Source organism: Streptomyces sp. NPDC046881, assembly GCF_040645015.1.
Classification (GTDB): domain Bacteria; phylum Actinomycetota; class Actinomycetes; order Streptomycetales; family Streptomycetaceae; genus Streptomyces.
Genome location: NZ_JBEYXJ010000045.1, coordinates 37,774 through 61,371, shown reverse-complemented (window position 1 = coordinate 61,371; position 23,598 = coordinate 37,774). Strand labels below are relative to the sequence as shown.

Annotated in this window: 29 protein-coding genes and 1 pseudogene; 18 read left to right on the top strand and 12 right to left on the bottom strand. The window is 73.6% G+C overall.

From position 1 onward, the window contains the following. From ABZ923_RS22055 to ABZ923_RS22000, 12 genes and pseudogenes are all read left to right on the top strand, one after another. On the top strand, positions 1 to 243 hold a 243-nt coding region (locus tag ABZ923_RS22055; RefSeq protein ID WP_361474404.1), incomplete at its 5' end, for a TOBE domain-containing protein. Positions 244 to 269: 26 nt separating this feature from the next. Next, on the top strand, positions 270 to 1,469 hold the full coding sequence (locus ABZ923_RS22050; protein ID WP_361474401.1) for an ABC transporter substrate-binding protein: 1,200 nt from the start codon (positions 270 to 272) through the stop codon (positions 1,467 to 1,469). 3 nt (positions 1,470 to 1,472) lie between these two features. Next, the gene (locus tag ABZ923_RS22045; RefSeq protein ID WP_361474398.1) at positions 1,473 to 2,366 is read left to right on the top strand and encodes an ABC transporter permease; all 894 of its coding nucleotides are present in this window, start codon (positions 1,473 to 1,475) and stop codon (positions 2,364 to 2,366) included. A 45-nt stretch (positions 2,367 to 2,411) separates the two neighbouring features. Continuing rightward, on the top strand, positions 2,412 to 3,227 hold the full coding sequence (locus ABZ923_RS22040; protein WP_361474395.1) for an ABC transporter permease: 816 nt from the start codon (positions 2,412 to 2,414) through the stop codon (positions 3,225 to 3,227). A 296-nt stretch (positions 3,228 to 3,523) separates the two neighbouring features. Next, positions 3,524 to 4,204 (top strand): maleylpyruvate isomerase N-terminal domain-containing protein, encoded by a 681-nt coding sequence (locus tag ABZ923_RS22035; protein WP_361474392.1) that lies wholly within the window; start codon positions 3,524 to 3,526, stop codon positions 4,202 to 4,204. A gap of 91 nt (positions 4,205 to 4,295) precedes the next feature. After that, complete coding sequence (locus ABZ923_RS22030; protein WP_361474389.1) at positions 4,296 to 4,577, top strand: hypothetical protein; 282 nt, start codon at positions 4,296 to 4,298, stop codon at positions 4,575 to 4,577. Between the two features lie 198 nt (positions 4,578 to 4,775). Further along, a complete protein-coding gene (locus ABZ923_RS22025) occupies positions 4,776 to 4,940 on the top strand; it encodes a hypothetical protein (protein ID WP_199833654.1) in 165 nt (54 codons plus the stop codon). Between the two features lies 1 nt (position 4,941). Further along, positions 4,942 to 5,217: a DUF4190 domain-containing protein gene (locus ABZ923_RS22020; protein ID WP_361474386.1), complete on the top strand. Its 276-nt coding sequence runs from the start codon at positions 4,942 to 4,944 to the stop codon at positions 5,215 to 5,217. A gap of 85 nt (positions 5,218 to 5,302) precedes the next feature. Beyond that, positions 5,303 to 6,013 carry a DUF2071 domain-containing protein gene (locus ABZ923_RS22015; protein ID WP_361474383.1) on the top strand — a complete coding sequence of 237 codons (711 nt, stop codon included), beginning with the start codon at positions 5,303 to 5,305 and terminating at the stop codon, positions 6,011 to 6,013. After that, a pseudogene (locus ABZ923_RS22010) lies at positions 6,010 to 6,630 on the top strand (hypothetical protein); the annotation flags it as partial. The gene ABZ923_RS22015 and the pseudogene ABZ923_RS22010, both read left to right, overlap by 4 nt. A 63-nt stretch (positions 6,631 to 6,693) precedes the next feature. Next, positions 6,694 to 7,245: a hypothetical protein gene (locus tag ABZ923_RS22005; protein WP_361474414.1), complete on the top strand. Its 552-nt coding sequence runs from the start codon at positions 6,694 to 6,696 to the stop codon at positions 7,243 to 7,245. Positions 7,246 to 7,839: 594 nt separating this feature from the next. Beyond that, positions 7,840 to 8,721, top strand: a complete 882-nt coding sequence (locus ABZ923_RS22000; protein WP_361474380.1) for a DMT family transporter — start codon at positions 7,840 to 7,842, stop codon at positions 8,719 to 8,721. Positions 8,722 to 8,911: 190 nt separating this feature from the next. Here the strand turns inward: ABZ923_RS22000 and ABZ923_RS21995 are convergent, their stop codons facing one another. The 4 genes from ABZ923_RS21995 to ABZ923_RS21980 all read right to left on the bottom strand — a co-directional run bounded on the left by ABZ923_RS21995 (position 8,912) and on the right by ABZ923_RS21980 (position 13,428). Beyond that, positions 8,912 to 9,952 (bottom strand): cytochrome d ubiquinol oxidase subunit II, encoded by a 1,041-nt coding sequence (locus ABZ923_RS21995; protein ID WP_361474377.1) that lies wholly within the window; start codon positions 9,950 to 9,952, stop codon positions 8,912 to 8,914. Between the two features lie 98 nt (positions 9,953 to 10,050). Beyond that, positions 10,051 to 11,469, bottom strand: coding sequence for a cytochrome ubiquinol oxidase subunit I (locus ABZ923_RS21990; RefSeq protein WP_361474374.1), 1,419 nt, complete (start codon positions 11,467 to 11,469; stop codon positions 10,051 to 10,053). Between the two features lie 704 nt (positions 11,470 to 12,173). After that, the gene (locus tag ABZ923_RS21985; protein ID WP_361474371.1) at positions 12,174 to 13,220 is read right to left on the bottom strand and encodes a cytochrome P450; all 1,047 of its coding nucleotides are present in this window, start codon (positions 13,218 to 13,220) and stop codon (positions 12,174 to 12,176) included. A gap of 127 nt (positions 13,221 to 13,347) precedes the next feature. After that, positions 13,348 to 13,428: a tryptorubin family RiPP precursor gene (locus ABZ923_RS21980; protein WP_223284023.1), complete on the bottom strand. Its 81-nt coding sequence runs from the start codon at positions 13,426 to 13,428 to the stop codon at positions 13,348 to 13,350. Between the two features lie 432 nt (positions 13,429 to 13,860). On the opposite strand from ABZ923_RS21980, the gene ABZ923_RS21975 reads away from it, so the two are divergent. Beyond that, positions 13,861 to 14,409: a universal stress protein gene (locus ABZ923_RS21975; RefSeq protein ID WP_361474368.1), complete on the top strand. Its 549-nt coding sequence runs from the start codon at positions 13,861 to 13,863 to the stop codon at positions 14,407 to 14,409. A 112-nt stretch (positions 14,410 to 14,521) separates the two neighbouring features. Here the strand turns inward: ABZ923_RS21975 and ABZ923_RS21970 are convergent, their stop codons facing one another. Both ABZ923_RS21970 and ABZ923_RS21965 read right to left on the bottom strand, forming a co-directional pair. Then, entirely contained in the window at positions 14,522 to 14,932 is a 411-nt protein-coding gene (locus ABZ923_RS21970; protein ID WP_361474365.1) for a RidA family protein, read from the bottom strand. 40 nt (positions 14,933 to 14,972) lie between these two features. Beyond that, positions 14,973 to 15,452 carry a carboxymuconolactone decarboxylase family protein gene (locus ABZ923_RS21965; RefSeq protein WP_361474362.1) on the bottom strand — a complete coding sequence of 160 codons (480 nt, stop codon included), beginning with the start codon at positions 15,450 to 15,452 and terminating at the stop codon, positions 14,973 to 14,975. A 154-nt stretch (positions 15,453 to 15,606) separates the two neighbouring features. Here ABZ923_RS21965 and ABZ923_RS21960 point away from each other — a divergent pair, with 154 nt between their 5' ends. Together ABZ923_RS21960 and ABZ923_RS21955 are read left to right on the top strand one after the other, a co-directional pair. Then, the gene (locus ABZ923_RS21960) at positions 15,607 to 15,846 is read left to right on the top strand and encodes a hypothetical protein (protein WP_361474359.1); all 240 of its coding nucleotides are present in this window, start codon (positions 15,607 to 15,609) and stop codon (positions 15,844 to 15,846) included. A gap of 248 nt (positions 15,847 to 16,094) precedes the next feature. After that, positions 16,095 to 16,250 carry a hypothetical protein gene (locus ABZ923_RS21955; RefSeq protein WP_361474356.1) on the top strand — a complete coding sequence of 52 codons (156 nt, stop codon included), beginning with the start codon at positions 16,095 to 16,097 and terminating at the stop codon, positions 16,248 to 16,250. A 78-nt stretch (positions 16,251 to 16,328) separates the two neighbouring features. On the opposite strand, the gene ABZ923_RS21950 is transcribed toward ABZ923_RS21955, so the two are convergent. The 3 genes from ABZ923_RS21950 to ABZ923_RS21940 all read right to left on the bottom strand — a co-directional run bounded on the left by ABZ923_RS21950 (position 16,329) and on the right by ABZ923_RS21940 (position 19,489). Continuing rightward, entirely contained in the window at positions 16,329 to 16,700 is a 372-nt protein-coding gene (locus tag ABZ923_RS21950) for a hypothetical protein (RefSeq protein WP_361474353.1), read from the bottom strand. A 164-nt stretch (positions 16,701 to 16,864) separates the two neighbouring features. Next, positions 16,865 to 17,851 (bottom strand): aldo/keto reductase, encoded by a 987-nt coding sequence (locus ABZ923_RS21945; RefSeq protein ID WP_361474351.1) that lies wholly within the window; start codon positions 17,849 to 17,851, stop codon positions 16,865 to 16,867. Positions 17,852 to 18,259: 408 nt separating this feature from the next. Then, on the bottom strand, positions 18,260 to 19,489 hold the full coding sequence (locus ABZ923_RS21940) for an SUKH-4 family immunity protein (RefSeq protein WP_361474348.1): 1,230 nt from the start codon (positions 19,487 to 19,489) through the stop codon (positions 18,260 to 18,262). Positions 19,490 to 19,693: 204 nt separating this feature from the next. Between ABZ923_RS21940 and ABZ923_RS21935 the strand changes: the two genes are divergently transcribed. Beyond that, complete coding sequence (locus tag ABZ923_RS21935; RefSeq protein ID WP_361474345.1) at positions 19,694 to 20,098, top strand: hypothetical protein; 405 nt, start codon at positions 19,694 to 19,696, stop codon at positions 20,096 to 20,098. An 88-nt stretch (positions 20,099 to 20,186) separates the two neighbouring features. Here ABZ923_RS21935 and ABZ923_RS21930 read toward each other — a convergent pair whose 3' ends face one another. Continuing rightward, entirely contained in the window at positions 20,187 to 21,818 is a 1,632-nt protein-coding gene (locus tag ABZ923_RS21930) for a phosphodiester glycosidase family protein (RefSeq protein ID WP_361474342.1), read from the bottom strand. 166 nt (positions 21,819 to 21,984) lie between these two features. Continuing rightward, a complete protein-coding gene (locus ABZ923_RS21925) occupies positions 21,985 to 22,362 on the bottom strand; it encodes a hypothetical protein (protein ID WP_361474339.1) in 378 nt (125 codons plus the stop codon). An 80-nt stretch (positions 22,363 to 22,442) separates the two neighbouring features. On the opposite strand from ABZ923_RS21925, the gene ABZ923_RS21920 reads away from it, so the two are divergent. Further along, positions 22,443 to 22,739, top strand: coding sequence for a helix-turn-helix domain-containing protein (locus ABZ923_RS21920; RefSeq protein ID WP_361474336.1), 297 nt, complete (start codon positions 22,443 to 22,445; stop codon positions 22,737 to 22,739). A gap of 9 nt (positions 22,740 to 22,748) precedes the next feature. Here the strand turns inward: ABZ923_RS21920 and ABZ923_RS21915 are convergent, their stop codons facing one another. Beyond that, positions 22,749 to 23,060 (bottom strand): hypothetical protein, encoded by a 312-nt coding sequence (locus ABZ923_RS21915; protein WP_361474333.1) that lies wholly within the window; start codon positions 23,058 to 23,060, stop codon positions 22,749 to 22,751. A gap of 176 nt (positions 23,061 to 23,236) precedes the next feature. Between ABZ923_RS21915 and ABZ923_RS21910 the strand changes: the two genes are divergently transcribed. Continuing rightward, positions 23,237 to 23,524 carry a hypothetical protein gene (locus tag ABZ923_RS21910; RefSeq protein WP_361474330.1) on the top strand — a complete coding sequence of 96 codons (288 nt, stop codon included), beginning with the start codon at positions 23,237 to 23,239 and terminating at the stop codon, positions 23,522 to 23,524. Positions 23,525 to 23,598 lie beyond the last annotated feature (74 nt).

The following is a 23,598-nucleotide window of genomic DNA, read 5'->3' as shown; positions in this document are numbered from 1 at the left end:
CGCGCCCCCTCCCCCCCCCCCCCGACCCCGCCCCCCCCCCCCCACCCCCCCACCCCGCCCCCGCCCCCGCCGCCCCCCCCCCCCCCCCCCGCCACCCGCTTCCTGGTCGACCTGGACGGCGGCGGCCGGCTCACCGCGCTCCAGCAGAACCTGGAGACCTCCTCCGCGGACGTCGCCGCCTACCGCGGCACCCGCGTCCGCCTCCAGTGGCACCGCCGGCACGCCGTCCGCCTGCCCTCCTGACACCGTCCCCACCCCTGGAGAACGCCGTGCGCCTCACCCGTACCCTGCGCTCCTCGGCCGTCTGCGCCGCCGCGCTGCTGCTCGCCGCCGCCTGCGACTCCGCCGGTTCCGGCGGTCCGTCCGCCACCGGCCTCAACCCGCCCGACCTCAAGGCGCCGACGAAGCTCGGCGCGACCGAGGGCCAGGTCAACCTGATCGCCTGGGCCGGCTATGTCGAGGACGGCTCCAACGACCCCAAGGCGGACTGGGTCTCCGGCTTCGAGAAGCGGACGGGCTGCCAGGTCCACTCCAAGGTCGCCGCCAGCTCGGACGAGATGGTCAAACTGATGAAGACCGGCGAGTACGACGCCGTCTCCGCCTCCGGCGACGCCTCCCTGCGCCTGATCGCCTCCGGTGACGCGGCCCCCGTCAACACCGACCTGGTCCCCAACTACCGGGACGTCTTCAGCGGGCTGAAGAACGGTGCCTGGAACTCCGTGCGGGGGACGATGTACGGCATCCCGCACGGCCGGGGCGCCAACCTGCTGATGTACGACACCGCGAAGGTGACGCCCGCGCCCACCTCCTGGTCCGCCGTCTTCGACGACGCCTCCCGGTACAAGGGGCACGTCACCGCGTACGACTCGCCGATCTACATCGCCGACGCGGCCCTCTACCTGAAGGCCACCAAGCCCGAGTTGAAGATCAAGGATCCCTACGCCCTCGACCAGAAGCAGTTCGACGCGGCCGTGGCGCTGCTCAAACAGCAGAACGCGAATGTCGGCGAGTACTGGAGCGACTACCTGAAGGAGGTCTCCGCCTTCAAGAGCGGTGACTCGGTGGTCGGCACGACCTGGCAGGTCATCGCCAACCTCGCCGCCGCCGAGGGCGCGAAGGTCAAGGCACTGGTCCCGAAGGAGGGTTCGACCGGCTGGTCGGACACCTGGATGGTCTCCGCGAAGGCCAAGCACCCCAACTGCGCCTACAAGTGGCTCGACTGGATCGTCTCCCCCAAGGTCAACGCCCAGGTCGCCGAGTACTTCGGCGAGGCACCGGCCAACTCCAAGGCGTGCGCGCAGACCGCGGACAAGAACTTCTGCACCGTCTACCACGCCGCCGACGAGAACTACTGGAAGAGGATCGCCTTCTGGAACACGCCCATCGAGCAGTGCCTGGACGGCCGCACGGACGTGACGTGCGTGCCGTACGCCAAGTGGGTGCAGGCCTGGACCGAGATCAAGGGCTGAGCCGTGCCGACCGACGTGCCGACCGCCGCCGGCCGGGGCACCGCCCGGCGGCTCGCCGGAACCCTGCACCGCAGGCCCCGGCTGCGCCTGGCCCTCCTGCTCACCGCCCCGCTGCTGTGGCTCACCGTCCTGTACCTCGGCTCGCTGGCGGTCCTGTTCGTCTCCGCCTTCTGGACCACGAACTCCTTCACCTCCCAGGTGGTGAAGGTCTGGTCGACGGACAACTTCCACGCGCTGTTCACCACCCCGGTCTTCCGCCAGGTCGTCCTGCGCAGCGTCGGGGTGGCCCTCGCGGTGACCGTGCTGTGCGCGGTGATCGCCTTCCCGCTCGCCTTCTACACCGCCCGCGTGGCCCGGCCGAAGTGGCGTCCGCTGCTCGTCGTGGCCATCCTCACCCCGCTGTGGGCTAGTTACCTGGTCAAGGTGTACGCCTGGCGGCTGATCCTCTCCGAGGGCGGCCTCGCCGACTGGATGCTCGCGCCGTTCGGGCTGAGCGGCCCCGGCTACGGCCTGCCCGCCACGGTCCTCACCCTGACCTACCTCTGGCTGCCGTACATGATCCTGCCCCTCCACACGGCCCTGGAGCAGCTCCCGGCCAGCCTGCTGGAGGCCTCCGCCGACCTCGGGGCGCGGCCGGGGCGGACCTTCCGCTCGGTCGTCCTGCCCATGGTGCTGCCCTCGGTCGCCGCCGGCTCGGTGTTCACCTTCTCGCTCAGCCTCGGCGACTACATCACCGTGCAGATCGTCGGCGGCAAGACGCAGCTGATCGGCAACCTCGTGTACTCCAACATCGAACTCAACCTGCCCATGGCCGCCGCGCTCGGCACCGTGCCCGTCGCCGTGATCGTTCTGTACCTGCTGGCGATCCGCCGCACGGGCGCCCTCAACAGCCTGTAGCCCGCACACCCGGAGAACGTGCAGAACCTGGAGGAGAAGAGCGCCATGCATCTCAGCCGCCCCGCGCGCATCGCCCTGCGCATCGGCGCCGGGCTCGGGTTCGCGGTGATCTACGTCCCGCTGCTGCTCGTCCTGGTCAACTCCCTGAACCCCGACCGCAGCGCGAGCTGGCCGCCGTCGGGGCTCACCCCGCACTGGTGGTCGGTGGCCGCGCACAACGCCGGTGCCCGCGCGGCCCTGTGGACCTCGGTGAAGGCGGGGCTGGGGGCCACCGCCCTCGCACTGGTCCTCGGCACCCTGATCGCCTTCGCCGTGGCCCGGCACCGCTTCTTCGGCCGCGACACCGTCTCCTTCGTCGTCGTCCTGCCCATCGCCCTGCCCGGCATCGTCACCGGCATCGCCCTCAACTCGGCGTTCAGCACGGTCCTGGCGCCGCTCGGCGTGGGCCTCGGCCTGTTCACCGTGATCGTCGGCCACGCCACCTTCTGCATCGTCGTGGTCTTCAACAACGTGGTGGCCCGGCTGCGCCGTACGGCCGCCTCCTACGAGGAGGCCGCCATGGACCTCGGCGCCACCACCTTCCGCGCCTTCGCCGACGTCACCTTCCCGCTCGTCCGCTCCGCGCTGCTCGCGGGCGCCCTGCTCGCCTTCGCCCTGTCCTTCGACGAGATCGTGGTCACCACGTTCACCGCGGGGCCGGGCATCGAGACCCTCCCCATCTGGATCTTCGGCAACATGACCCGCCCCCGGCAGGCCCCGGTGGTGAACGTCGTGGCCGCCGTCCTGGTCCTGCTGTCGGTCGTGCCGATCTACGTCGCCCAGCGACTGTCCGCGGACACGGCGACCTCCAGCCGGGTGTGAACGGGCGTCCAGCCGTGCGCAGTTGACCGTTCGGCCGGACAGACCCTGCCACCCTTGCCAGAATGGGACCGCTGGGCCGCCGCAGACGTGCGCGTTCCGGGTGAACGGGGGGAGGCCCCGCCGGGACCAGCAGAACGCCAAGGCGGAGGTTCCCGGTCGGCGGGCGTACCGCAGGGCGCGGGCGAACCTGCGGGCGGGTACACGGACGTACGTGCGTCACCGAGGCGGTGGAGGTCCTGGCCGCCCTCGGCCTCGCCGCAGCCGCCCGCAATCGCAGCACACTCCGGGGAGTTCACATGAGCATGGCGCACGGCACGGCGCCGGCACGGACGTTGCGCGCCGCCTACGAGGCCGCCTCGGCCGTCGTCGCGGGGCTGGGTGACGAGGAGTCCTGGTTGCCGACCGGCTGCACGGGCTGGGCGGTCCGCGACCTCGTCTTCCACTGTCTGCAGGACGCCCAGCGCGGTCTCGTGGCCCTGCACACGCCGTCGGTCGAGCCCGTCGACCGGGACGCGGTGACGTACTGGCGGGACTGGCGGCCGGACACCGCCGGCGCGGCGAACGGGCGGCGCTGGGCGCGGGTGAACGGGAGCATGTTCCTGGTCTTCGGTCAGTTGCAGGAACTGTATCTGGAGACGCTGGCGGCGGCCGTGCACGCGGCGGACGCGGCCGATCCGGCCCGGCGCGTGGCCACCCAGGGGCACGTGCTGACGGCCGGCGACCTGATCACCACGCTGGCGGTGGAGGCGACCGTCCACCATCTCGACCTGACCGTCGGCCTCCCGCTCGCCGCCGGACCCTCGCCCGAGGGCCTGACGGCGGTGCGCGCCACGCTGGACGGCCTGCTCGGCCGGGCCGCCCCGGCGGACTGGAGCGACGAGCGGTACGCGCGCCTGGGCACCGGGCGGGCCGCACCGACCGACGCCGAACGCGCCGCCCTGGGTGCGGCGGCGGACCGGCTCCCGCTGTTCGGCTGAGGGCCGGCCGCACGCCCAACGCGGGGACACCCGCGGGTGACACCTGCGCGGTGCGGGGCATCCCGGCCGGGTAGGTGGAAACCTGCGCCCCATGAACAACCCTCCCAGCATCAACAGTTACGTCGACCGGGTCACGGCCGGACCCGGCGGGGCGATGACCGACGAGGTCGGCGTCATCACCGGCGACCTCACCGTCGCCACCATCCTCCTGGCCGACGGCCACAGTGCGCGGGTCGCCATCCAGCATTCCGGCAGCGACACCTGGTACACCCTCGCCGGCAGCCCCGCCCCGGTGCCGGCCGGCCGACTCGCCGCCTACCACCGGGACCTGCTGGGCCGTATCCGCCGAGGTGGCGGCACGCGCGCGAGCTGAGCCGGGGACGGTGCCGCTGACGACCCGTCGGGAAGGGCGCGTGAGACGGCGCTCGCGGGTAACCCGCGATGTCATGAACGCGTTGAAGAGGCGGACCCGACGGTCCCAGCAGCAGCCGAGCAAGCAGCCGACGGCACCGGTGCGACGACCGCCGTGCCCGGTCACCGCCGCGACGGTCGGCGGAGCGGGGAGGTAGCCGTGCTCTTCCTGGTCGTCGCCCTGCTCCTGCTGGGCCTCGTCGTGGGAACGGCCGCCTATCTCCCCTGGCCGCTCACGCTGGTGCTCGGCTCGCTCATCGCCGTCTGGCTGGTCGTCTTCGCGGGCCGCGAACGGCGCCGGCGCAACCGGACGAGGAGGGTCTGACATGCGGCTGACCGCTCCTCCGTCGTACCGGACGGGCCGACGGGACACCGAGGGCATGGCCGTGGCCTCCTTCGTCCTCGGACTCGTCGGGCTGCTCGTCCTCAACCTCCTCCTCGGCCCCATCGCCATCGTGCTGGCCGTCATCGCCCTGCGCCGGGACACCCCACGCCGGTTCCGCGCCTTCCTCGGGCTGGGACTGGGCATCGCGGACCTGGTCCTGCTCGGCGTCCTGGCGTCCGCGCACGGAACGGCGTCCTGGTCCGTGTGGGGCGGCTGAACACCCCGTGCCGCGGCGCGCCGGGTTTCGGGGCCGCGCTCCGGGGGAGTCGGTGCCCGTGGTCTCGTATGGACCCCCTCACCGTGTGTACGTGCCGGAGCTGCGGGCCGACTGGCTGACGCAGACGTTCGTGCACTGGGCCTACCCGCCCGCTCGGATCCAGCCGCTCCTCCCGCGCGGGCTGGCCGTGGACACGTACGACGGCTCGGCGTGGGTGAGCCTCACGCCGTTCGTCATGGCCGGTGTGCGCCCGCCCGGCTCGCCCGCCGCCCTGCCCCCCTTCGCGGAGACCAACCTGCGCACCTACGTGCGGGGCCCCGACGGCGGGCAGGGGCTGTGGTTCCTGTCCATCGAGGTGGCCAGCCCGGTGATGCTGGCCGCCCGCGCGGTGGGGGTGCCGTACCACGTCGGCCGCCTGGAGCTGGCGCGGCGCGACGGCGTGGTGGCCTACAGCGGCGCGCGGCGGGGCAACGGGCCCCGGTACCGCCTGTCGGTCCGGCCGGGCGAACCGATCCGGCCCAGCCGCCGGGACGTGTGGCTGACCTCGCGCTGGCGGGCCTTCACCCGGCAGCTCGGCGCCCTCTGGGAGACCCCCGTCGAACACGCCCCGTGGCCCCTGCGCGAGGCGCGTCTCGACGCGCTGTCGGAGACGGTCACCCTGGTCGCGGGGCTGCCCCCGCCCGTGACGGAGCCCATCGTGCACTTCTCGGACGGGGTCCGGAACGTGCGCCTGGGCGTCTCGCACCCGGTACGGCGCCGCGGCCGGCCCCCCCACCGCGCCGCCCCGGACGGATGAACGCGGCCCCACCGGGCCCCGCCCGGCTGCGCTTCGACGGCTGGATCGCCGGTGTCGGTACGGCGTCCGGGACCCGCGTGGTGCTCGGCCACTGGCCCTGCTCGCCGTTCGGCCCGTTCAGCGACGTGATGCTGGAGCGGGAGGACGGCCACCGCCTGCTGCTGGCCCCGACCCGGCGCACGGCGGACTTCATCGCCGGCACCTACGCCTTCGACGAGGTGCGGATCGTGCCGGTACGGGTCCGCGTCAGCGGCGACCACTGGACGGTGACCGCCGGTACGCTGCTCGACCTGCGCCTCACCGTCGGCCGCAGGAGTCTGCCGGGGATGCTGCTGAGGGCCGTGCCCGGAGCGCTGGCCGCCCGGACCGGCTGGACGGCGCTGACCGATCCGCCGGCCCGTGTGCTGCTCGGGGCGCGGACCCGCGGGAGCGCGGGCGGCGGCCGGCGCGAGTGGTACGGCGCCCGCGATCTGCACCGGATCACCGCGGTGAGCGCCGTCCACGAAGGGCGCGACCTCGGCCCGCTCGCCCCGGTCGAGCCCGCCGTCCGGTTCGGTTTCGGCTCGGCGCCCCGCGCCCCGAGCCTCGTACGCGTCACCACGACGGTGAGCGTGCCGCGCGCGGCCGGACGCCGTGCGCTCCCCCGCCCGAAGCCGCGGAAGCAACGAAGGAGGACCGTCATGAACGGACCGGTACGGTCCCGTACGCCCCGGCCGCAGTCCGCCGGCGGCACCGACATGAAGCTGCTCGGTATCTATCTCAACGACCACCTCGCCGGCGCCACCGCGGGCACCCAGCGGGTCGGCCATCTGGCGCGTGCCTCCCGCGGTACCGCGCTCGGCCGTGCCATCGGTGGCGTGGCCGCCGAGATCGCCGAGGACCGGGCGACGCTGCTGGAGATCATGCGGGACCTGGACGTCCCCGTGCGCCGCTACAAGGTCTGGGCCGGCTGGGCGGCCGAGAAGGCGGGCCGGCTGAAGGGCAACGGCCGGGTGGTCCGGCGCTCTCCGCTCAGCACCGTGCTGGAACTGGAGGCGCTGCGGCTGGGCGTGGAGGGCAAGGCGGCCGGGTGGACCACCCTGCGCCGGCTCTCCGCGGCCGACACGCGCCTGGACCCCATCCTGCTCGACACCCTCCTCGACCGGGCCGAACACCAGCAGAACACCGTGGAGGAATGGCGCGTGCACGAGGCCGAAACGGCCCTCCGCACGACCGACCGGGCCACCGCGTGATCCTGGGCCGGGGCGTGGCGCTGGGCCGGGCCGGCAGATCCCTCTGCCGTGGCCGGCCCGCCGGATCCGGCTGCCCCGGCCGCTCCAATCAGCCCGGCCGCCTCGGCCAGTCCAACCCGCCGAGCAGCCGGCCGACTCGACGAGTCCGGCCGACCCCGCCGGCCTTGCCAGCCCGACGACCTCGGCATCCGCCTGCCCCGGCCGCCCCAACCAGTCCGGCCACCTCGGCCAGTCCAACCCGCCGACCAGCCGACCGACTCGACGAGTCCGGCTGACCCGGCCGACCCCGCCGGCCCGACGACCTCGGCCGGCCCGCTGCCCCGACGGCACCGGTGGCCCCGACCACTTCTGGTGACCCGTCCGACCCGGCACGGCCCGGCCGACACCGGTCACCCGCCCACCCGACGCAGCCACCGCAGCCGACGCCCCCCCACGCAGCCGCCGCCCGCCCGACGCGGGTCCCCGGCCACCCGGCACGGTCGCCCGTACGCCCCTCATCCCCACCTGTCGGCCGGAGCGGCTCGGCGGGGGCTTTCGTAGGCTGGAGGGATCCGTTCCTCCTCGTGGAGGGCTGCCGGCAGGCAGGAGATGGTCGTGATCGAACTGGCCGCGGCGTTCGCCGTCGCGGGAGCGGCGAGCAACGCCGTGGGCACCGCGTTCCAGCGGAAGGCGGCCTCGGCGAGCAGCCGCAGCGGGCTCCGGCTGCTCGCGGATCTGGTGCGCCAGCCCTTCTGGGTGATCGGCATGGCCGGCGTGATCTGTGCCGCGTTGTTCCAGAGCCTGGCGCTGGTCAACGGCCCGCTCGCGCTGGTCCAGCCGCTGTTCATCCTGGAACTGCCGTTCGCCCTGCTGGTCGCCGCGCCGCTGATGCACCGGCGGCTGCCCCACTGGGGCTGGTGGGGGGTGGGCGGCTGTGTGGCGGGCCTGGCCGTGCTGCTCGTCGCGGCCGCCCCGCACGGCGCGACCGATCACGCGCCCCTCGCTCGGTGGATCCCGGCCCTGTGCCTGTGCGTCGGCGCGATGGCCGTGGCCGTGCTGCTGGCGGGCCGGGGACACTCCCCGGCCCGGCGCGCGGCGCTCCTGGCCGCCGCGTCCGCGACGGGCAACGCCCTGACCGCCGCCCTCCTGAAGTCGGCCAGCGGCACCTTCGCCGACGACGGCTTCTCGGCGTTCCTGCGGTCCTGGCAGACGTACGGCTTCGCACTCGCCGGTGTCGCCTCCGTGCTGCTGCTGGAGAACGCGCTGCAGGCCGGCCCGCTGGCGGCCGCGCAGCCCGCGCTGACCATCGGCGACGCGGTGGTCAGCCTGACCCTGGGGATCACCCTCTTCGACGAGCGGATCCGCACCGGCTGGTGGCTCGTGCCGGAGGCCTGCGGGGCCCTGCTGATCGTGGGGGGCGTACTGGTCCTCAGCCGGGCCGTGCAGCGCATCATCGTGCTGCCGGTGCCGGCCGAGGAGCAGCACTCCACGACGTGAGGCCGCTCAGGGAACGGTGACGAGGCGGCGGCGCCCCGCAGTCGGCCGTCAGCGCGTCCCGCAGGGCGCGGGCGGGGGGCCGGCCCGTTCCAGCGGTCGTCCGGATCAGGCGGCGGCGTGCGGACTCGGGGTCGGGTACCTGCTCCAGCAGCCCACGCCGGTCAGCTCGTGCACCGCCTGGTGGCAACGGTCACCTGGTACGCCCCTCCCCGCTCGGCACCGTACTGGATCGAGCGTCAGCGGTGTGTGCCCGCTGGAAGGTCCCGTACAGCAGCCACAGGGCCGGGATCAGCAGCACTGCGCCGCAGGCCAGAGCGATGAGACAGGCGGAGAGCACGGCGGGCTGGGAGGCGGCCTGGTCCACGGTGAGGCTGCCCACCAGCATGGCCGGGTACTGGGCCGCGCCCCACGCCCACAGGATCGCGGCGACGGCCAGCGCAGCCGCTCCTCGGGCCGCGACGTACCGCCGCCGCGTCAGCAGGCCGAGGCCCACGACACCGCTGATCGCGCTGAGAACGACCAGCGGCAGCGCCCGGTGGGTGAGTCCGTGGAACAACTGGGGAGCGTCCGCGTGCAGCACGGCGATCCCGGCCAGGGCGACGGCTCCGCTCGCCAGTCCGCTGGCCACCGCGCGCCGGGCGAAGGCCCGCGCCAGTTCCGCCTCGCCCTCGCGGTCGGCGTCCGCGCACAGGTAGACGGCGGCGAGATGCGCGCAGGTCAGCACGGCCAGGACACCGCCGAGCGCGGAGGTGGGGTTGAGCCAGCTGGTGATCACGTTCCCCTCGGCGAGGCCGGCCGGCACCCGTCCCGAGGCGACCGCGCCGGCGACGGCGCCGAGGAAGAAGGGGGTGACCAGTGAGGAGACGGCGAAGCACGCGCCGAAGAGCCGGCGCTGCCACAGCTCGGTGCTGGCCTTGCGGAAGGCGAAGGCGGCGCCGCGGGCGATGATGCCGAGGGCGGCGAGGGTCAGCGGCAGGTAGAGCGTGGACATCACGGCGGCGAACACCGGCGAGAAACCGGACCAGAGCAGCACGATCACGAAGATGAGCCAGACGTGGTTCGCCTCCCAGATCGGGCCGATGCTGTGCTCGATGAGTCGTCGCTGCGCCTCGCCCCGGCGTGCGCCCCCGGCGAGCAGGTCCCACACACCGGCACCGAAGTCGGCGCCTCCGAACAGGGCGTAACACGTCAGCCCGAGCCACATGACGGCGAGGGCGGTGTCGGCGAGCACGGTGCCTCCAAGGACGACTTCTGTTCGCTGGTCGACGGCGGTGGTGGGGTCGGGAGGGGCCGAGGCGACATGGTCCGGCGAGTCCGCGTGCCGTCTGGTCAGACCACGGGGTACCTCCGCACGTCCGCTTCCTGTGGTGCGGCCGGAACGGCTGTTCCACGAGCCAGGCGGCGCAGCACGTACACCGTGGCGACGGTCATGGCGGCGTACACCACCAGCACCAGCCACAGGCCCGCCATCAGGCCGGGCGCGGGGTTCACGGCGTCCCGTACGCTCATCACCCCCCAGACGATCCACGGCTGCCGGCCCAGTTCGGTGACGGTCCAGCCGCTCTCCAGTGCCACCACGGACGCAGGCCCTGCGAGCGCGACGAGCACCAGGAGCAGACGGCTCCCACGCCGGTCAAGGAGTCCGCCGCCCGAGCGCCGGGTGCGCCACCACGCCAGGAGCAGCCACAGGCCGAGGGCCAGCAGGAAGAAGCCGACGCCGACCATGAGGTCGAAGGCCCAGTGGACGCCGGTGACGGCGGGCCACTGGCTGCGGGGCACCGTGTCCAGTCCCTTGACGACCGTGTCCGTGCGGTATCCGACCAGCAGGGAGAGACCGTCGGGAATCTCCAGGCCGTACTTCAGTCCGTCCTGCCCGGCGACGCCGCCGATGGTCAGCGGAACGTGGGAGCCGGTGCGGTACACGCCCTCGATGGCCGCCAGTTTGACCGGCTGGTAGTCGGCCAGGAAACGGGCGGCCCAGTCACCCACCACGATCTGGAAGGGGGTGACCACCGCGCCGACGGTGAACGGAATGGCGAAGCCCGCCTTGTGGTAGGCGTCGCGGCGACCCCGCAACAGGGCGACCGCGTACACGGCGGCGGTCAGGAAGGAGGACACCATGAACGCGGCGAGGATCATGTGGACCGTCTGCGGCGGGCTCGCCGGGTTCAGCATGGCCGCCCAGGGGTCCACGTGGACGATCTTGCCGTCGCGCAGTGTGAAGCCGCGGGGCTGGTTCATCCAGGCGTTGGCGCAGACGACGAAGAACGCCGAGGCGGTGCCCGCGATCACGATGGGAACGCCCATGAGCAGGTGCCTGCGGGGCGGCAGCCGGTCCCAGGCGTAGAGGTAGATGCCGAGGAAGATGGCCTCGATGAAGAAGGCGATGCCCTCCAGGGCGAAGGGCAGCCCGATGACCTGGCCGAAGCGCCCCATCAGCCCCGGCCAGAGCAGCCCCATCTCGAAACTGAGAATCGTGCCGGACACCGCGCCCACGGCGAACAGCACGCCCATGGCCCGCGCCCAGCGCCGCGCCAGCAGTTGCAACGCCGGATCGTTCCTGCGGACGCCCAGCCATTCCGCGAGGAGGGTCAGCGCCGGCAGGCCGACTCCGAGGCAGGCCACCACGATGTGCCAGGCCAGCGAGAAGCCCATCTGCGCCCGCGCCGCCGACAGGTCTCCCTCTGTCGCGGCACGCGCCAGGACGATGACGGGATACGAGCCAGGGGCCACAGCGATGTCGTTCACAAGCACTCTCCCGTGCGCCCGAAGACTGTCACCGCAGGCTGCCCCTGCGTCACCGGCACCAGCCCGCGGCCACCTCGGGGTAACCCGCACGTGTCAGGGCAAACCGGCCAGAAGTATGAGTGCCGCACTGCCGGCACGTCCCGGCGCCTATCCGGACCAGGGGGCCCGTTGCGAGGGCTTCGACCGCCCCGGTGTCAGCTGGGGTCCTCCCCGGACTCCGCTCGTTCCTCCAGGGCCTCGTCGGTGGCCTCGCCGGTCGTGTCGGGCTCGGGGTGTCCTTCCTCCTCCGGGCGGACGTCCCGCTCGTCCGTTTCCCGCTCCGCGGTGTCGCGGGAGGCGATGCCCGGCGCGCGGTGTCCTCCACGACGGACAGGGCGTTCAGCAGCCGCTCGGTGGCGGTGACGACGGCCGGGTCAGCGCATGAGGGGGACGGCGGCGATGGCCGCCCGGGGCAGCGGCTCCCGCACGGCGGCCACGGTCTGTTTGCCGGCCACCCGTCGCGAAGACGGAGGCCTGCGCCGTCGCCGGCGCCGAGCGGCAGCGCCTCGAAGGTGGCGGGGTCGTGCGGGTCGGAACGGCCCGGTGGCCGGTCGTCGGCGAGGCGGGTGGGGTCGGGGGCGTAGGCCACGTGCCGACGGCGCGGCGGCGACCGTACGCGGCTGTGCCACCCGGTGGCCGACGGCTCGCCCCGCCGGCCCTCCCCGCTAGCGCCGCCGCGTGAGCCGTACCTCCTCCACGCCCAGCAGCCCCAGGAGCGGCACCCGGCCGACCCGCTGGCCGGGGTCGACCACCAGCCCGGAGTCGCGGACCAGGTCCAGCAGCAGCTCGGCGAGCGGCATGACCATGTGCCGGCCCCAGCAACGCTCCGAGGAGTGCCCGAAGGGCAGGTAGCCCGGGGTGGTGTCGGGGTCGAGGCGGTCCCAGCGCTCCGGGCGGAAGGAGTCGGGGTCGTCCCAGAGGGCGGGGTCCCGGTGGGAGAGCAGCGGCAGCAGCAGGACGTCGTCCCGCTCGCCGATGCGGCCGTCTATGGCCGGGTACTCGGGCGAGGCGTTGCGCAGGATGTTCCACGAGGGCGGCAACAGCCGCAGCGACTCCAGGATGACGTTGCGGTGGGACGTGCCGTCGTCGAACGGGAAGCCGAGCCAGAGGGCGTTGGCCACCAGCGTGGAGACGGTGAAGCACAACGGGGCCGCGGCCCTGCGGTACATACCCATCACGTACCGCCGTTCCTGGTACCCCCGCGCCCGCGCCGCGCGGTTCGCGAGGCCGGTGAGCCGGTCGTCCGGCCGGGGCCAGCCGGGCAGGGCGGCGCCGACGGCGATCACCGACCAGGTGAGCTTCGGGGTGAGTTCGAGGGTGCGGCTCATCAACATGCGCAGTCGGTACGGGTCCTGACCGAGGATCAGGTCGCGCAGGAAGAGGTGCCCGGTCAGCGGCCAGGGGCCGGCGAGGTCCACGTCCTTCGGCAGCGGCCCGGCCAGGGCGTCGCGCACGTCGTTGCCGATGGTGCGGGTGACCGTGGAGGCCTCGGTGCGGGTGATGGAACGCCCGTGCAGCGGCTTGAAGGTGGGGCGTTCGGCCTCGGTCGCCCGGCGTGCGGCCAGGATGCGGTCGGCGACCTCGTGTCCCGCGACGCCGACGGTGTCGGGTTCGAGCCGGAAGACGTCCTGGCCCAGGTGGTCGTCGAGGAGCGCGGCGAGCCGCGGGGCGAACACGGTGGCGCGCGCACGCGCGGGGGATGACGGCGGCATGGCTGCTCCGGTACGGGGCGGGGCGCGGACGGCGGGGGACGACGGGGCACCGCTGCCCGGCCGGACCGCGTCGCGGTACGGCCGGACAACGATGTCAGCGCACGCGGCGGTGCGCGATCGGTACAGATCAGTACCAGAGGTACCAGGCGTTGGCCTTGAGGCTCTTGGCGGCGGCAACGCGGTTGCGGAGTGCGAAAAGGAGCTTCATCACTGCACCTCCCCTCGGGGGCGGACGGATGACACGCGTCGGTCCGGACCGGGCCGGGGGAGATCACGTGTCGGCGACGCCCCGGAACCTTCCCGTGATCGTTCACTGGTTAATCATGAGGACGCTCAAAAGCGCTGCTGTGCAGTCGGTTTCGGACTTTCGCCGATCATCGGCGCTCCGGTTTGACGCAGGGTCCCGCAGGCGGGAGCCGTGACCGCCGCCGGGACCCCACGCGCAGGTGACGGGAGACGGCGACCGCCCGGATGCCGGACGTCCACTCGTGGAATGCGGACACGCGCCGCGCCTTCGCCCACGGGCCGACGCCCCGACATTGACCGGATTACCCATCCACGCGATCGCCGTGCCGGACAAGGCCACTTTGCGCCGATTGGACTTTGCCCGGCCGCTGTTGGCCTTCCTAACGTGGGCGGCATGGCATTACAGGACAGCTCAGGCGATGAGAGGGCAGGGCGGATCGTCGTCGGGGTGAGCGACTCGCTCGCCGGGTTGGCCGCGTTGCGCCGCGGCATCCGGGAGGCCCGCGAAACCGGCCGGACACTGGTGGCGGTCCGGGCCTGGGAGCCACCGGAGGGCGAGGCGCTCTATCTCCGCCGGCCGGAGACCTCGTGGGCCCGGCTGTGGGCCGACGACGCCCGGCAGCGGCTGGAGCGGGCCTTCGACCTGGTGGCGGGCGGACCACCGGCGGACCTGCGGATCGTACGGCGGGTGGTCAGGGGCCCGGCGGGGCCGGTGCTCTGCTCGGTCGCCTCGGCCCCGGACGACCTGCTGGTCATCGGCATGTCCCGGCGCCGTGGCCCCTTCGCCCGGCTGCACCGCAGGCCGGTACACCGCTTCGTGCCGGACCGGGCCGGGTGCGAGGTCCTGGTGGTGGCCGGCCCCCGGCTGCTGCCACACGAGGCCCGGATCCTGCGACGCGACGACGCGGCGACTCCACTGGGCCGGGCTACGGCGGACCGGTGACCCGGCCCGGGCGGGACGGGGCTACCGGTGACCCGTCCCACCCCGCGACAGCAGCGCACCCCGCCCAGGGACAGCCCCGGAGTCGTCGCTCGACCCGCAGCGAGGCCGCGGCTCAGCCCGCGGTGGCAGCCCGGGCCGTGGGCGGGCGGCGGGCGTAGGCCTCTATCTCGATCTTCATTCGGGGGTCGGCGAGGCCGCACTCCAGCATCGTGGCGGCCGGCCGGACCTCGCCGAAGCAGCGGCGCAGCACGGGCCAGCAGGGCTCGAAGTCCGTGCGGTCGGGCAGCAGGTAGCGCACCCGCACCACGTCGGCGAAGCCGCACCCGGCCTCGGCCAGCGCGGCCCCGATGTTGCGCAGGCACTGCTCGGCCTGCTCCACCACGTCGTCGGAGATGGTCATGGTGGTGTAGTCGAAGCCGGTGGTCCCGGAGACATGCACCCAGTCCCCGTCGACCACGGCGCGGGCGTACCCGATCTGTTCCTCGAACGTGGAGCCGCTGAGGATCGCGCGTCGTTCCGTCATGCGCCGAACGCTAGGCGACCGGCGCCGGCCGGTCTAACCCCTACTCGGCCCGCACCGGGTGGCGGCTCATGATCGAGACCCGGTTGAAGGCGTTGATGGTGACGGCCACCCAGACCACCGCCGATATCTGGTCCTCGGTCAGGACGTCCCGCGCCGCCGCCCAGGCGGTGTCGGCCGCGGACGTGTCGGCCGCGGCGGTGGTCGCCTCGGCGAGGGCCAGGGCGGCGCGTTCGGCGGGCGTGAACAGCTCGGTCTCGCGCCAGGCGGCGAGCACGCCGAGGCGCTGCGGGGTGTCGCCCGCCCGCAGTGCGGCCCGGGTGTGCAGGTGCAGGCAGTAGGCGCAGCCGTTGAGCTGGGACACCCGGAGGTTGACCAGTTCGACCAGGACCCGGTTCAGACCCGCGTCGGCGGCGACCGCGCGGACCGCCTCGGACGTCTGCACCAGCGCGTGGTACGCCTTCGGGCTCTGCTTGTCGATGAAGATCCGCCGCGTGCTGCCGGCCGGTTCGGGACTGGTCAACCTGGACTCCTCCGGGTCAGTTTTGTTGAACTTGAAACTATCACGCCGACCCGGCGGCACCGAGGGGACAGATCCAACCGACCGGAGCACAGTCCGGGAAGCCCCGCCGTGGCGCCGACGGGCGCGTCGGTGACGTCGTGCATAGCATCCAGGTATGGCAGACATTCCCGACCAATTGGTCAGGCTGGAACGTTCCGCCGAATCGGAGCGCGCACAGCTGGCCGGCCTGAGCGGTGAGGAGTACGACGCCCAGTGGCAGGCCTGGCGACGGGCGGCCGAGGCGTTCCAGGCCGCGGTGACCGAGCACTCGGCGCACGAGGGCATGTCGCGGTACGAGCTGGAGCAGGCGGTGAAGAAGGCGGTCCGGAGCGCGGAGGAGGATCCGGCACAGTAGCCGGCACGGGCAGCGGAGGCTCGGTGGCCGTCGGGCGCAGGTCGCCGGCGTGGACGGTGGCCGGGTCGAGGCGGTCCCGGCCGATGACGGCGTCCCGGTCGGCGCGGCGGCCGGCTCGGCCCGGCGGCCCGACCGCGCCGCGCGCGGGCCTCCCCGCCGGCGAGCCCGCGTAGCCAACCGCTGGCGGTGCCGACCGTGCCCTGGCCGGGATACGGGCCGCGGCCCGCGTGCCCCCGCCCTCGCGCGGGATGTCTACGGGCGCTCCCATCCTGACCGCCGGACTCGACCTCGACGACCTCGCCCGCGCCCGCTTCGACTTCGATCCGACCGGGCACTACGCCCGCCCCGACGTCTTCACCCTCCACGTCGACGAGTCCGCCCGCACGGCCGTCAGCGGCCACTGACCGGCCCCTGCGTGCCCCGTCGACGGTGGCCGAGACGCTGATCCGTCCGGACGCCCTCCGGCCGCGCTGCTGTCCAGGTCAGGAGGAGACGATGATCCGGCGGCCGCTGTCGCTCGCGTCGACGCACTCCCGGTAGGGGTTCGGGTCGCCCTGACGCTCCTGGCACTTCCACGAGGTCCCGCCCACGCGGACCGTCGCGGGTGCGGCCCCCTTGTCGGAGGTGGCCCTGGCGTAGACGTCGGCCACTTGCAGGGCCGTGGCGCAGGACACGCTCCGGTCGGCCGACACCGCCAGTCCGGTGGCCTTGTCCGGCCCGCAGTACGACACCGATGGCCGGGTGGGATCGGCGCCGCCGGTACCGGTGTCGGCGACCGCGTGGGCCGGGGCCCACAGGCCCAGTGCCGCGGCCCCCAGCAGGGCCGCGGCCGAGCTCCTCTTGATCGAGCGCATGGGGTGTGCCTCCCTTACGGCGACGACGGGGGTGGCCTGTGCGTTCGTCCCCGGGGCGGGGCAGGCCGGATGCGCCGTGTAGCCAGCCTTCCCCGGTACGCGAACCGCTTACCAGGGTGGCTGGGCCGCCTGAGTCCGTCCGGGAGCGGAGTGCGCGGGCGGCGTCAGCGGTTGACGAAGGTGAGGCTGTTCGCGTCGTAGCGGTCGCCCGCGATCTGCCCGGCCGGGGCGGCGGCCTCGATGGCGGCGAGGTCCTCGGCGGTCAGCTCGATGTCCAGGGCCGCGAGGTTCTCCTCCAGGTACCGCTGCCGCCGGGTGCCGGGGATCGGCACCACGTCCTCGCCCCGGTGCTGCACCCAGGCCAGGGCGAGCTGGCCGGCGGTGACGGACTTGGCGGCGGCCAGCTCGTCCAGCTTCGCGACGATCGCCAGGTTCCGTTCGAGGTTGCCGTCGGCGAACCGCGGCTGGCTGCGCCGTACGTCGGTCTCCGCCAGTCCGTCGAGCGTGGAGTACCGGCCGGTCAGGAAGCCGCGCCCGAGCGGCGAGAACGGGACCAGGCCGATGCCGAGCTCGCGGCAGACCGGGGCGACCTCCGCCTCCAGGTCCCGGGTCCACAGCGACCACTCGCTCTGCAACGCCGAGATCGGGTGCACCGCGTGCGCGCGCCGGATGGTCTGCGCGCCGGCCTCGGACAGCCCCAGGTGACGGACCTTGCCGGCCCGCACCAGCTCGGCCATGGCGCCGACGGTCTCCTCGATCGGCACCCGCGGATCGACCCGGTGCTGGTAGTAGAGGTCGATGTGGTCGACGCCGAGCCGGCGCAGCGAGGCCTCACACGCCTGGCGTACGTAGGCGGCGTCGCCGCGGATCAGGGTGGGCTCGCCCAGGCGGTTGGCGAAGCCGAACTTGGTGGCCAGCACCACCTCGTCGCGCCGTCCGGCGACGGCCCGCCCGATCAGCTCCTCGTTGTGGCCGAAGCCGTAGAAGTCGGAGGTGTCGAGGAAGGTGACGCCGAGGTCGAGGGCGCGGTGCAGGGTGGCGATCGACTGCTCGTCGTCCGTGGCGCCGTAGCCGTGGCTCATGCCCATGCAGCCGAGTCCCTGCGCGGACACGGCCAGCTCGCCCAGATACCGGGTGGGGACGTCGGTCATGCTGCTGCCTCCTGGGCTCGTCGATCGTTTCCCCGGGACGCTAGGTGTTGGAGCGCACTCCATGTCAAAGCGTCTGCTCTTGGCGTCGGGCGCGTCCCGAGGGTGTGGACGGGCCGGCGTGGCGGGCCTTCCTGGACCCCGTCCGGTCGAGGACAGGGAGTACGCGGACATGACGGTCCCGCGTGACGAGCCGCTGGCGCGTCGGGCACGGCGCCGGGACGCGCGCCGCGGCCGGCGGCGCGGTGGCGGCGGCGCGTGCTGATCGCGGGGGTCACCACCGCGCTCCTCGGCGGGGGTGTCCGGCATGCCGTCTCCCGGTACACGGCGCGACCCCGGCCGGCCGTCGTCTCCTCCCGGTCCGCGAAGACGATGCCCTGGCCGGCACAGGCCGGTCCGGCGGTCACGCCGTCACAGCACGCCTCCCGCCTCGTCGTGGAAGACCTCCGGCCAGTACCGGTGGTCGTCCGGACCCTCGGTGGGGCGGCAGGCCACGGGGTCGACCGCGGCCAGCACCTCGATCATGGTGTCGGCGAGCTGGTGGTAGAAGTCCCGGGTGAAGCCGTGCTCCTCGTCGAGGGCCTGCTCGCGCTGGTGCAGCCAGAGGGTGAAGGCGAGCGTGGAGACGTCGGCGTTGACGGGGACGACGTGGTCGGCGCCGGTCTCCGTGAAGAACAGGGCACCGGTTCGGCCGTCGACGAGGACCGTGAGGTCGTGGACCAGTCCGCCGAGTACGACCAGGTGTTCCGCGTCCGGCGGCAACTGCTCGGAGCCGTCCCACAGGTGGGCGTGCCGGGGGTTGCCCTGCGACTCGGCCCGGTCCTCCGGGAGCGTGGGGAGCGGCTCCGGCTCAGGGCCGTAGAACATGAACCCGTCGGAGGGCAGGCCCACTTCGGTCAGGAAGCGGCGGGTCGGCGGGTGGACGAGGGCCGGTGGCAGCTTGTCGTCCGTGAGCCGCACCAGTCCCCCGGCGCCGAACTCCTCCTCCAGAAGGCCTTCCGGCAGGTCCAGGGCCAGCCCCTGCCCGGGCCCGGCGACCAGGCCGAGCGGGCGCATCACCGCCGCGATCCGCCAGAACACCGGTATCGGATGGTCCCAGCCGGACCGGGGGCCGGCCGGACCCCAGCCGTCCTCGCCCCACGTCTCCTCGGTGAACACCGCGGTCAGCAGCTGCTCCGCCTCCCGCACCGCCGCGGGGCCCGTCCGCCCGGCCAGGCCGGCGAACCTGCCGCGCAGCCCCCGGAAGTCGTCCACCGCGGCGAGGAAGCGGGCCAGCGCTCCGACCGACGGCGCCAGCGGGAACAGCTCCGCGCCGTCCGGCGACTTCTCGTAGAGCCACATGCTGAACACCCGGCCGGTGGCGCCGTCGAGGACGACCTCCTCACCCTCCTCGTCCCCCTCCACGATCAGGTGGCCGATCAGCAGCAGTTCGGCGAGGTCCGCGTCGAGCCGGGCCGGGTCACCGCCGCGTACGGCCAGGTGTTCGCCGACCGTCGGCAGCGCCGGGCCGGTGAGCGGGCGGAAGCTGACCAGGCCGTGGCCGTCCAGCCGCTGCCCCGGAGCCAGGGCGCGGCGGGTCGGGTCATGGACGATCGACGGATGCGGTGCGTGCGCCGGGATGACGACGCTGGTCTCGGACATGGTTCCCCCGTGTGCTGAGCGATGGCGGCTTGTCCACCATAGGAGCCGCCACTGACAACGGCGTCCGCCGCTGCCGTGCGGGAGGCGCACCGAGCACCTCCCGACAGGTGCTCCGCCTGCTCCGCCCGTGTGAGCGGGAGCTGACCCCGTTCGCGCAGCGGGCATATCGGGGTTGTCGCCCTCCTGCAATCCGAAAGGTCCGGTATGAAACGCCTCGCGCTTCCCGCCCTGGTCACCGTCGCGGTTCTCGCCTCGGGCGGGACGGCCACCGCCCTCGGCGCAGCCGATCAGCCGGGAGGGACGGGAACGGGCCCACGGGCGGAGGACTACACCTGGGCCGAGGGCAGACACGCCGTACTGCCACCCGGCGGGACCGGCAGTTCCGAGGCCCAGTGCCCGCCCGGACAAGTGCCGACGGGCGGCGGCTACAACGCCTTCGACGCAGGCAGTATCGACCTCGTGGTGAGCGCCAACTCACCGACCAGCGACGGGTGGCGCGCCGTCGCCCGGAACACCGGCTCCACGCACACGGTCGAGTTCTGGGCCGTGGTGCTCTGTGCTCCCGGCACGCAGACCCGCAGCCCCCGGCTCGTCGTGGTCACCCGGTAGCAGTCGGGCGGCGAACAGGCACCGGGTCGTGTACGGCCCCGGTCTGCACGGCGGCGTCGAGGGGCCGGGGCACGGCCCCGGGTGGCCGTCAGTGCGCCGCCGGCAGCACCTGGACGGTGTCTCCGACCGCGCGTTCGCCGGCCGCGTCGGACGGGTGGTTGACCAGTGTGCCGTTGACGGCCATCGCGGTGGAGCCGCCGCCGTCGAGGTTCATCGCCTGCACGGCTCCGAGCGACCTCATGAACGCGGCGGCCTCGTGGAGGGTGAACCCTTCGCTGCCGTTCTTCAGCCGTCCGTCCACCGTCGCGAGGATCAGCCGGCCCCGTCGGTCGATGCCCGCCATGGTGCGCGGCTGGCGGACGTTGGCCCAGGCGTATCCGAAGGAGGTGTATTCGGGGTCGACCACGCCCTCGGCGGCGGCGTCGATGTCGATGCGGCCGTCCTTCACCAGCGTCGGCGCCGCGCTGACGATGGAGTCGTCGCCGTCGAGGGTGACGCGCCGGCCGTCGGCGGTGCGGACGACCTCTCCGACCCTGATGCGGCGGTTCGGCCCGGCGTGTGCCGCCAGCCAGTCGGCCGCCCCGCCGATGCCCTGCAGCACATACCCGCCCTCGGGGACGCGGCCGCCGCGCGCACCGGTGGAAAGGACACGGCCGGAGGCGTCCAGCACGACCTGGGTCCCCGGGCCGGTCGGCAGGTCGGCCTGGAAGGCATCGGTGAACCGGACCATGTCGTCGGCCAGTCGGCAGGTCACGTCCTGCCAGGGCAGTTCGCTGGGCGTGCTGCCGGGACGGCCGCAGTCCCGGACCGTGCCGGGCACCCGGTTGACGCCCTGGACCGGGTAGGCGGCCTTGCCCGCACGGGCGGTGGCGGTGCTCGTCAGGTCCGCGATCCGGATGCGGTGGCCGCCGTCCTCGATGAGCAGGGCGGACCGGGAGCCGGCCGCCATCGACTCCAGTTCCCCCCGGTAGGCGCCGATCCCGGACATGGTGCCCGGCACGCCGTCGCCCGGTGACAGCACGAAGAAACCGCCGTTGACCCCGACCAGCGACTTCAGCTTCCGTGCCACCGCCGAGGTGGTCTCGCGCTGTGCCACGTTGCCGTCGTGCGTGGCCTCGATGCGTCCGTCGAAGGTCTTCGGGTCGATCACCGCGACGTGGACGTGCTCCAGGTCGGCCGGCTCCTGGATGTCGTACCCGGTCCAGGACAGGGTCGTGCGGACCCCGGCCGCGGTGACCGCCGAGGCGGCCGTCCGCGCCTCCTCCTGGGTGGCGAAACGGCCGACCCGGACCCGGTACCCCATCAGCCCGTGCGGCGTGTCGGCGTACTCCGGCCACTGCACGCTCTCCACGCGCGGCCGGAAGCCGGCCTGGGTCAGCTTGCGGGCCGTGTCCTCAGCCCAGGTGCGGGTGGAGACCTCGGCCCAGGTCACGGGCGCGTCCGGGTCGTTCGTGCTCCACCGGCTGCCGGCCGGCGCCTGCACGGTGACCGTCCAGGAATGCCGCGCGCCGGGGTGCTGGATGACACCGGTGCGGACCGTGACGCCGGGGGCGACGGTCTGTGTCGTCCACTGCTCGGTCCCCGTCCGGTGCACCGGGCCCGCCTCCGCCGCGCCGGGCAGGAAGGCCGGGACCGTGACGGCGAGCACGAGGGTTGCCGCGAGTCGGGCACGGGCACGGGCGGAGTACCGTGCAGCACCCCGGATGCGGGTACGACGCATGCGCATGCCACCTCACGAATGGTCGGGGGGCGACCGTGCCCCGAGCACACCTTGACAACGGTGGTCCACTTCACCGGCCGTACGTGACATCCACTGTCTCGCGAACGGAAGGAAACACAACAGGCACGTGAACGCGCCCGTGCCTGCTGGGAACCGGCCGGCCGGCTCAGGCGAACGCGGCTCGTGCGGCCGCGTGGAACTGCACGTACTCGATGGTCGCGCCGCCCGGGTGGCGCACGGTCAGGTTGCGCCCCGTGGGGACCTCGTTGGGGCCGTCCAGGATCTCTCCGCCGTGCCGCTCGGCGATGCGCAGCACCTGGTCGACGGACTCCACGATCGTGGTGGCGTGCGTGCCGCGGTACGGGGCCAGCGCCTCCTCGGTGCCCGCGAGCAGCAGATAACCGCCGACGCTCGCGAGGTCCAGGTCCCGGTAGGTGAACCGCAGCCGGGGCTGTTCCCCGGTCAGTTCCACGAAGGTCGGCAGGGCCGCGTCCAGGTCGTCGACGTAGACGCGGGCGAGGGTGGCGAGCACCGGCATGGCCATCTCCTAGATCATTTCGACTTTCCCGAAATATCGAAGTGAGCCGCATACTACGGGTGTTGCGCAGGCGAGGAGGAGGAACGGTGGCACAACCCGACGATCCTGAACGGGACTTGGCCGCAGTGCTGCACGCACTGGGTGATCCGGTGCGGCTGGAACTGGTCCGGCGGATGGCCGAGAGCGGCGAGAGCGCGTGCAGCCCGGAGGGCCTGGACGTGCCCCGGTCGACGTTGTCCCATCACTGGCGGATCCTGCGCGAAGCCGGGATCACCGAGACCCGCCGGGCCGGAAAAGCCCGCCTGATGTCCCTGCGCCGCACCGACCTGGACACCCGCTTCCCCGGACTGCTCGCCGCCGTGCTGGCCGGGGCCGGACGATGAGCACCGCCGTCACCGGCTCGGTCGGCCACGCCGTCCCCCCAGCAGCCGCTCGCCGACCTCGGTCATGTGCCGCCAGTGCGTGGTCACCGACGCGGCCAAACCGGTGTTCAGGAGACTGAGGCCCGCCCGGAACAGCACGTGGTGGCCTGCGGAGTGCCAGAGATGTCTTTCGGCATGGTCGGCGAGGGCGTCGGTGTTGGCGCGCAAGGGGGCCGCCAGGTCCGGGGGTGGCTGGTCGGGGTCGGGCCACACCTGGAGGAGGGCGTCCGCCGCCGCGGTGGCGGCCGGACGCCACCGGTCCCCGGGCATGGTCTGGCGCACCACACGCGCGGTGAGGGCGTGGATGCGTACGGCCCGGGGTTCCGCGCGGGTGGCAGGCCAGGAGGGCGTAGCGGTGGAGAGGCGCAGGGCGGTGTGCGCCTGGTCCGGGGTGACCGAGGGCGCCTGCGCCGGGGTGAGGTGGCCGAGGAGGACGACGTGCTCCAGAGGGCGTGGGGGTGGCCCGCGGGGTCGGGGAGGGCGCTCACGCGCAGGACGGTCACGGCCAGGCCGGTGGCATCCAGCCCCGCCCGGGGCTGCGCCGGGCCATCGGCGGAGCCCGGGGCCACGGTCGGACCGTCGTCCTGGCCAGCGACAGCACCGACGGCGCGCCGGGCGAGTCCGGGACGCGTACGCCGGTGCTGAAGCAGATGGTGGCCGAGCGCGAACGGCATCTCGGCGCCGACCATCCCCACACTCGCGCCACCCGGGCCGCACTGGCGGAATGGCAGGCGCCGGGAAGCTGACATCGTCCACGGGGACCGCGAGCCGGCCCCCGGCGGCCGGCGCTGATCACCCCGCCCGCCCCGTCGCACTCCGC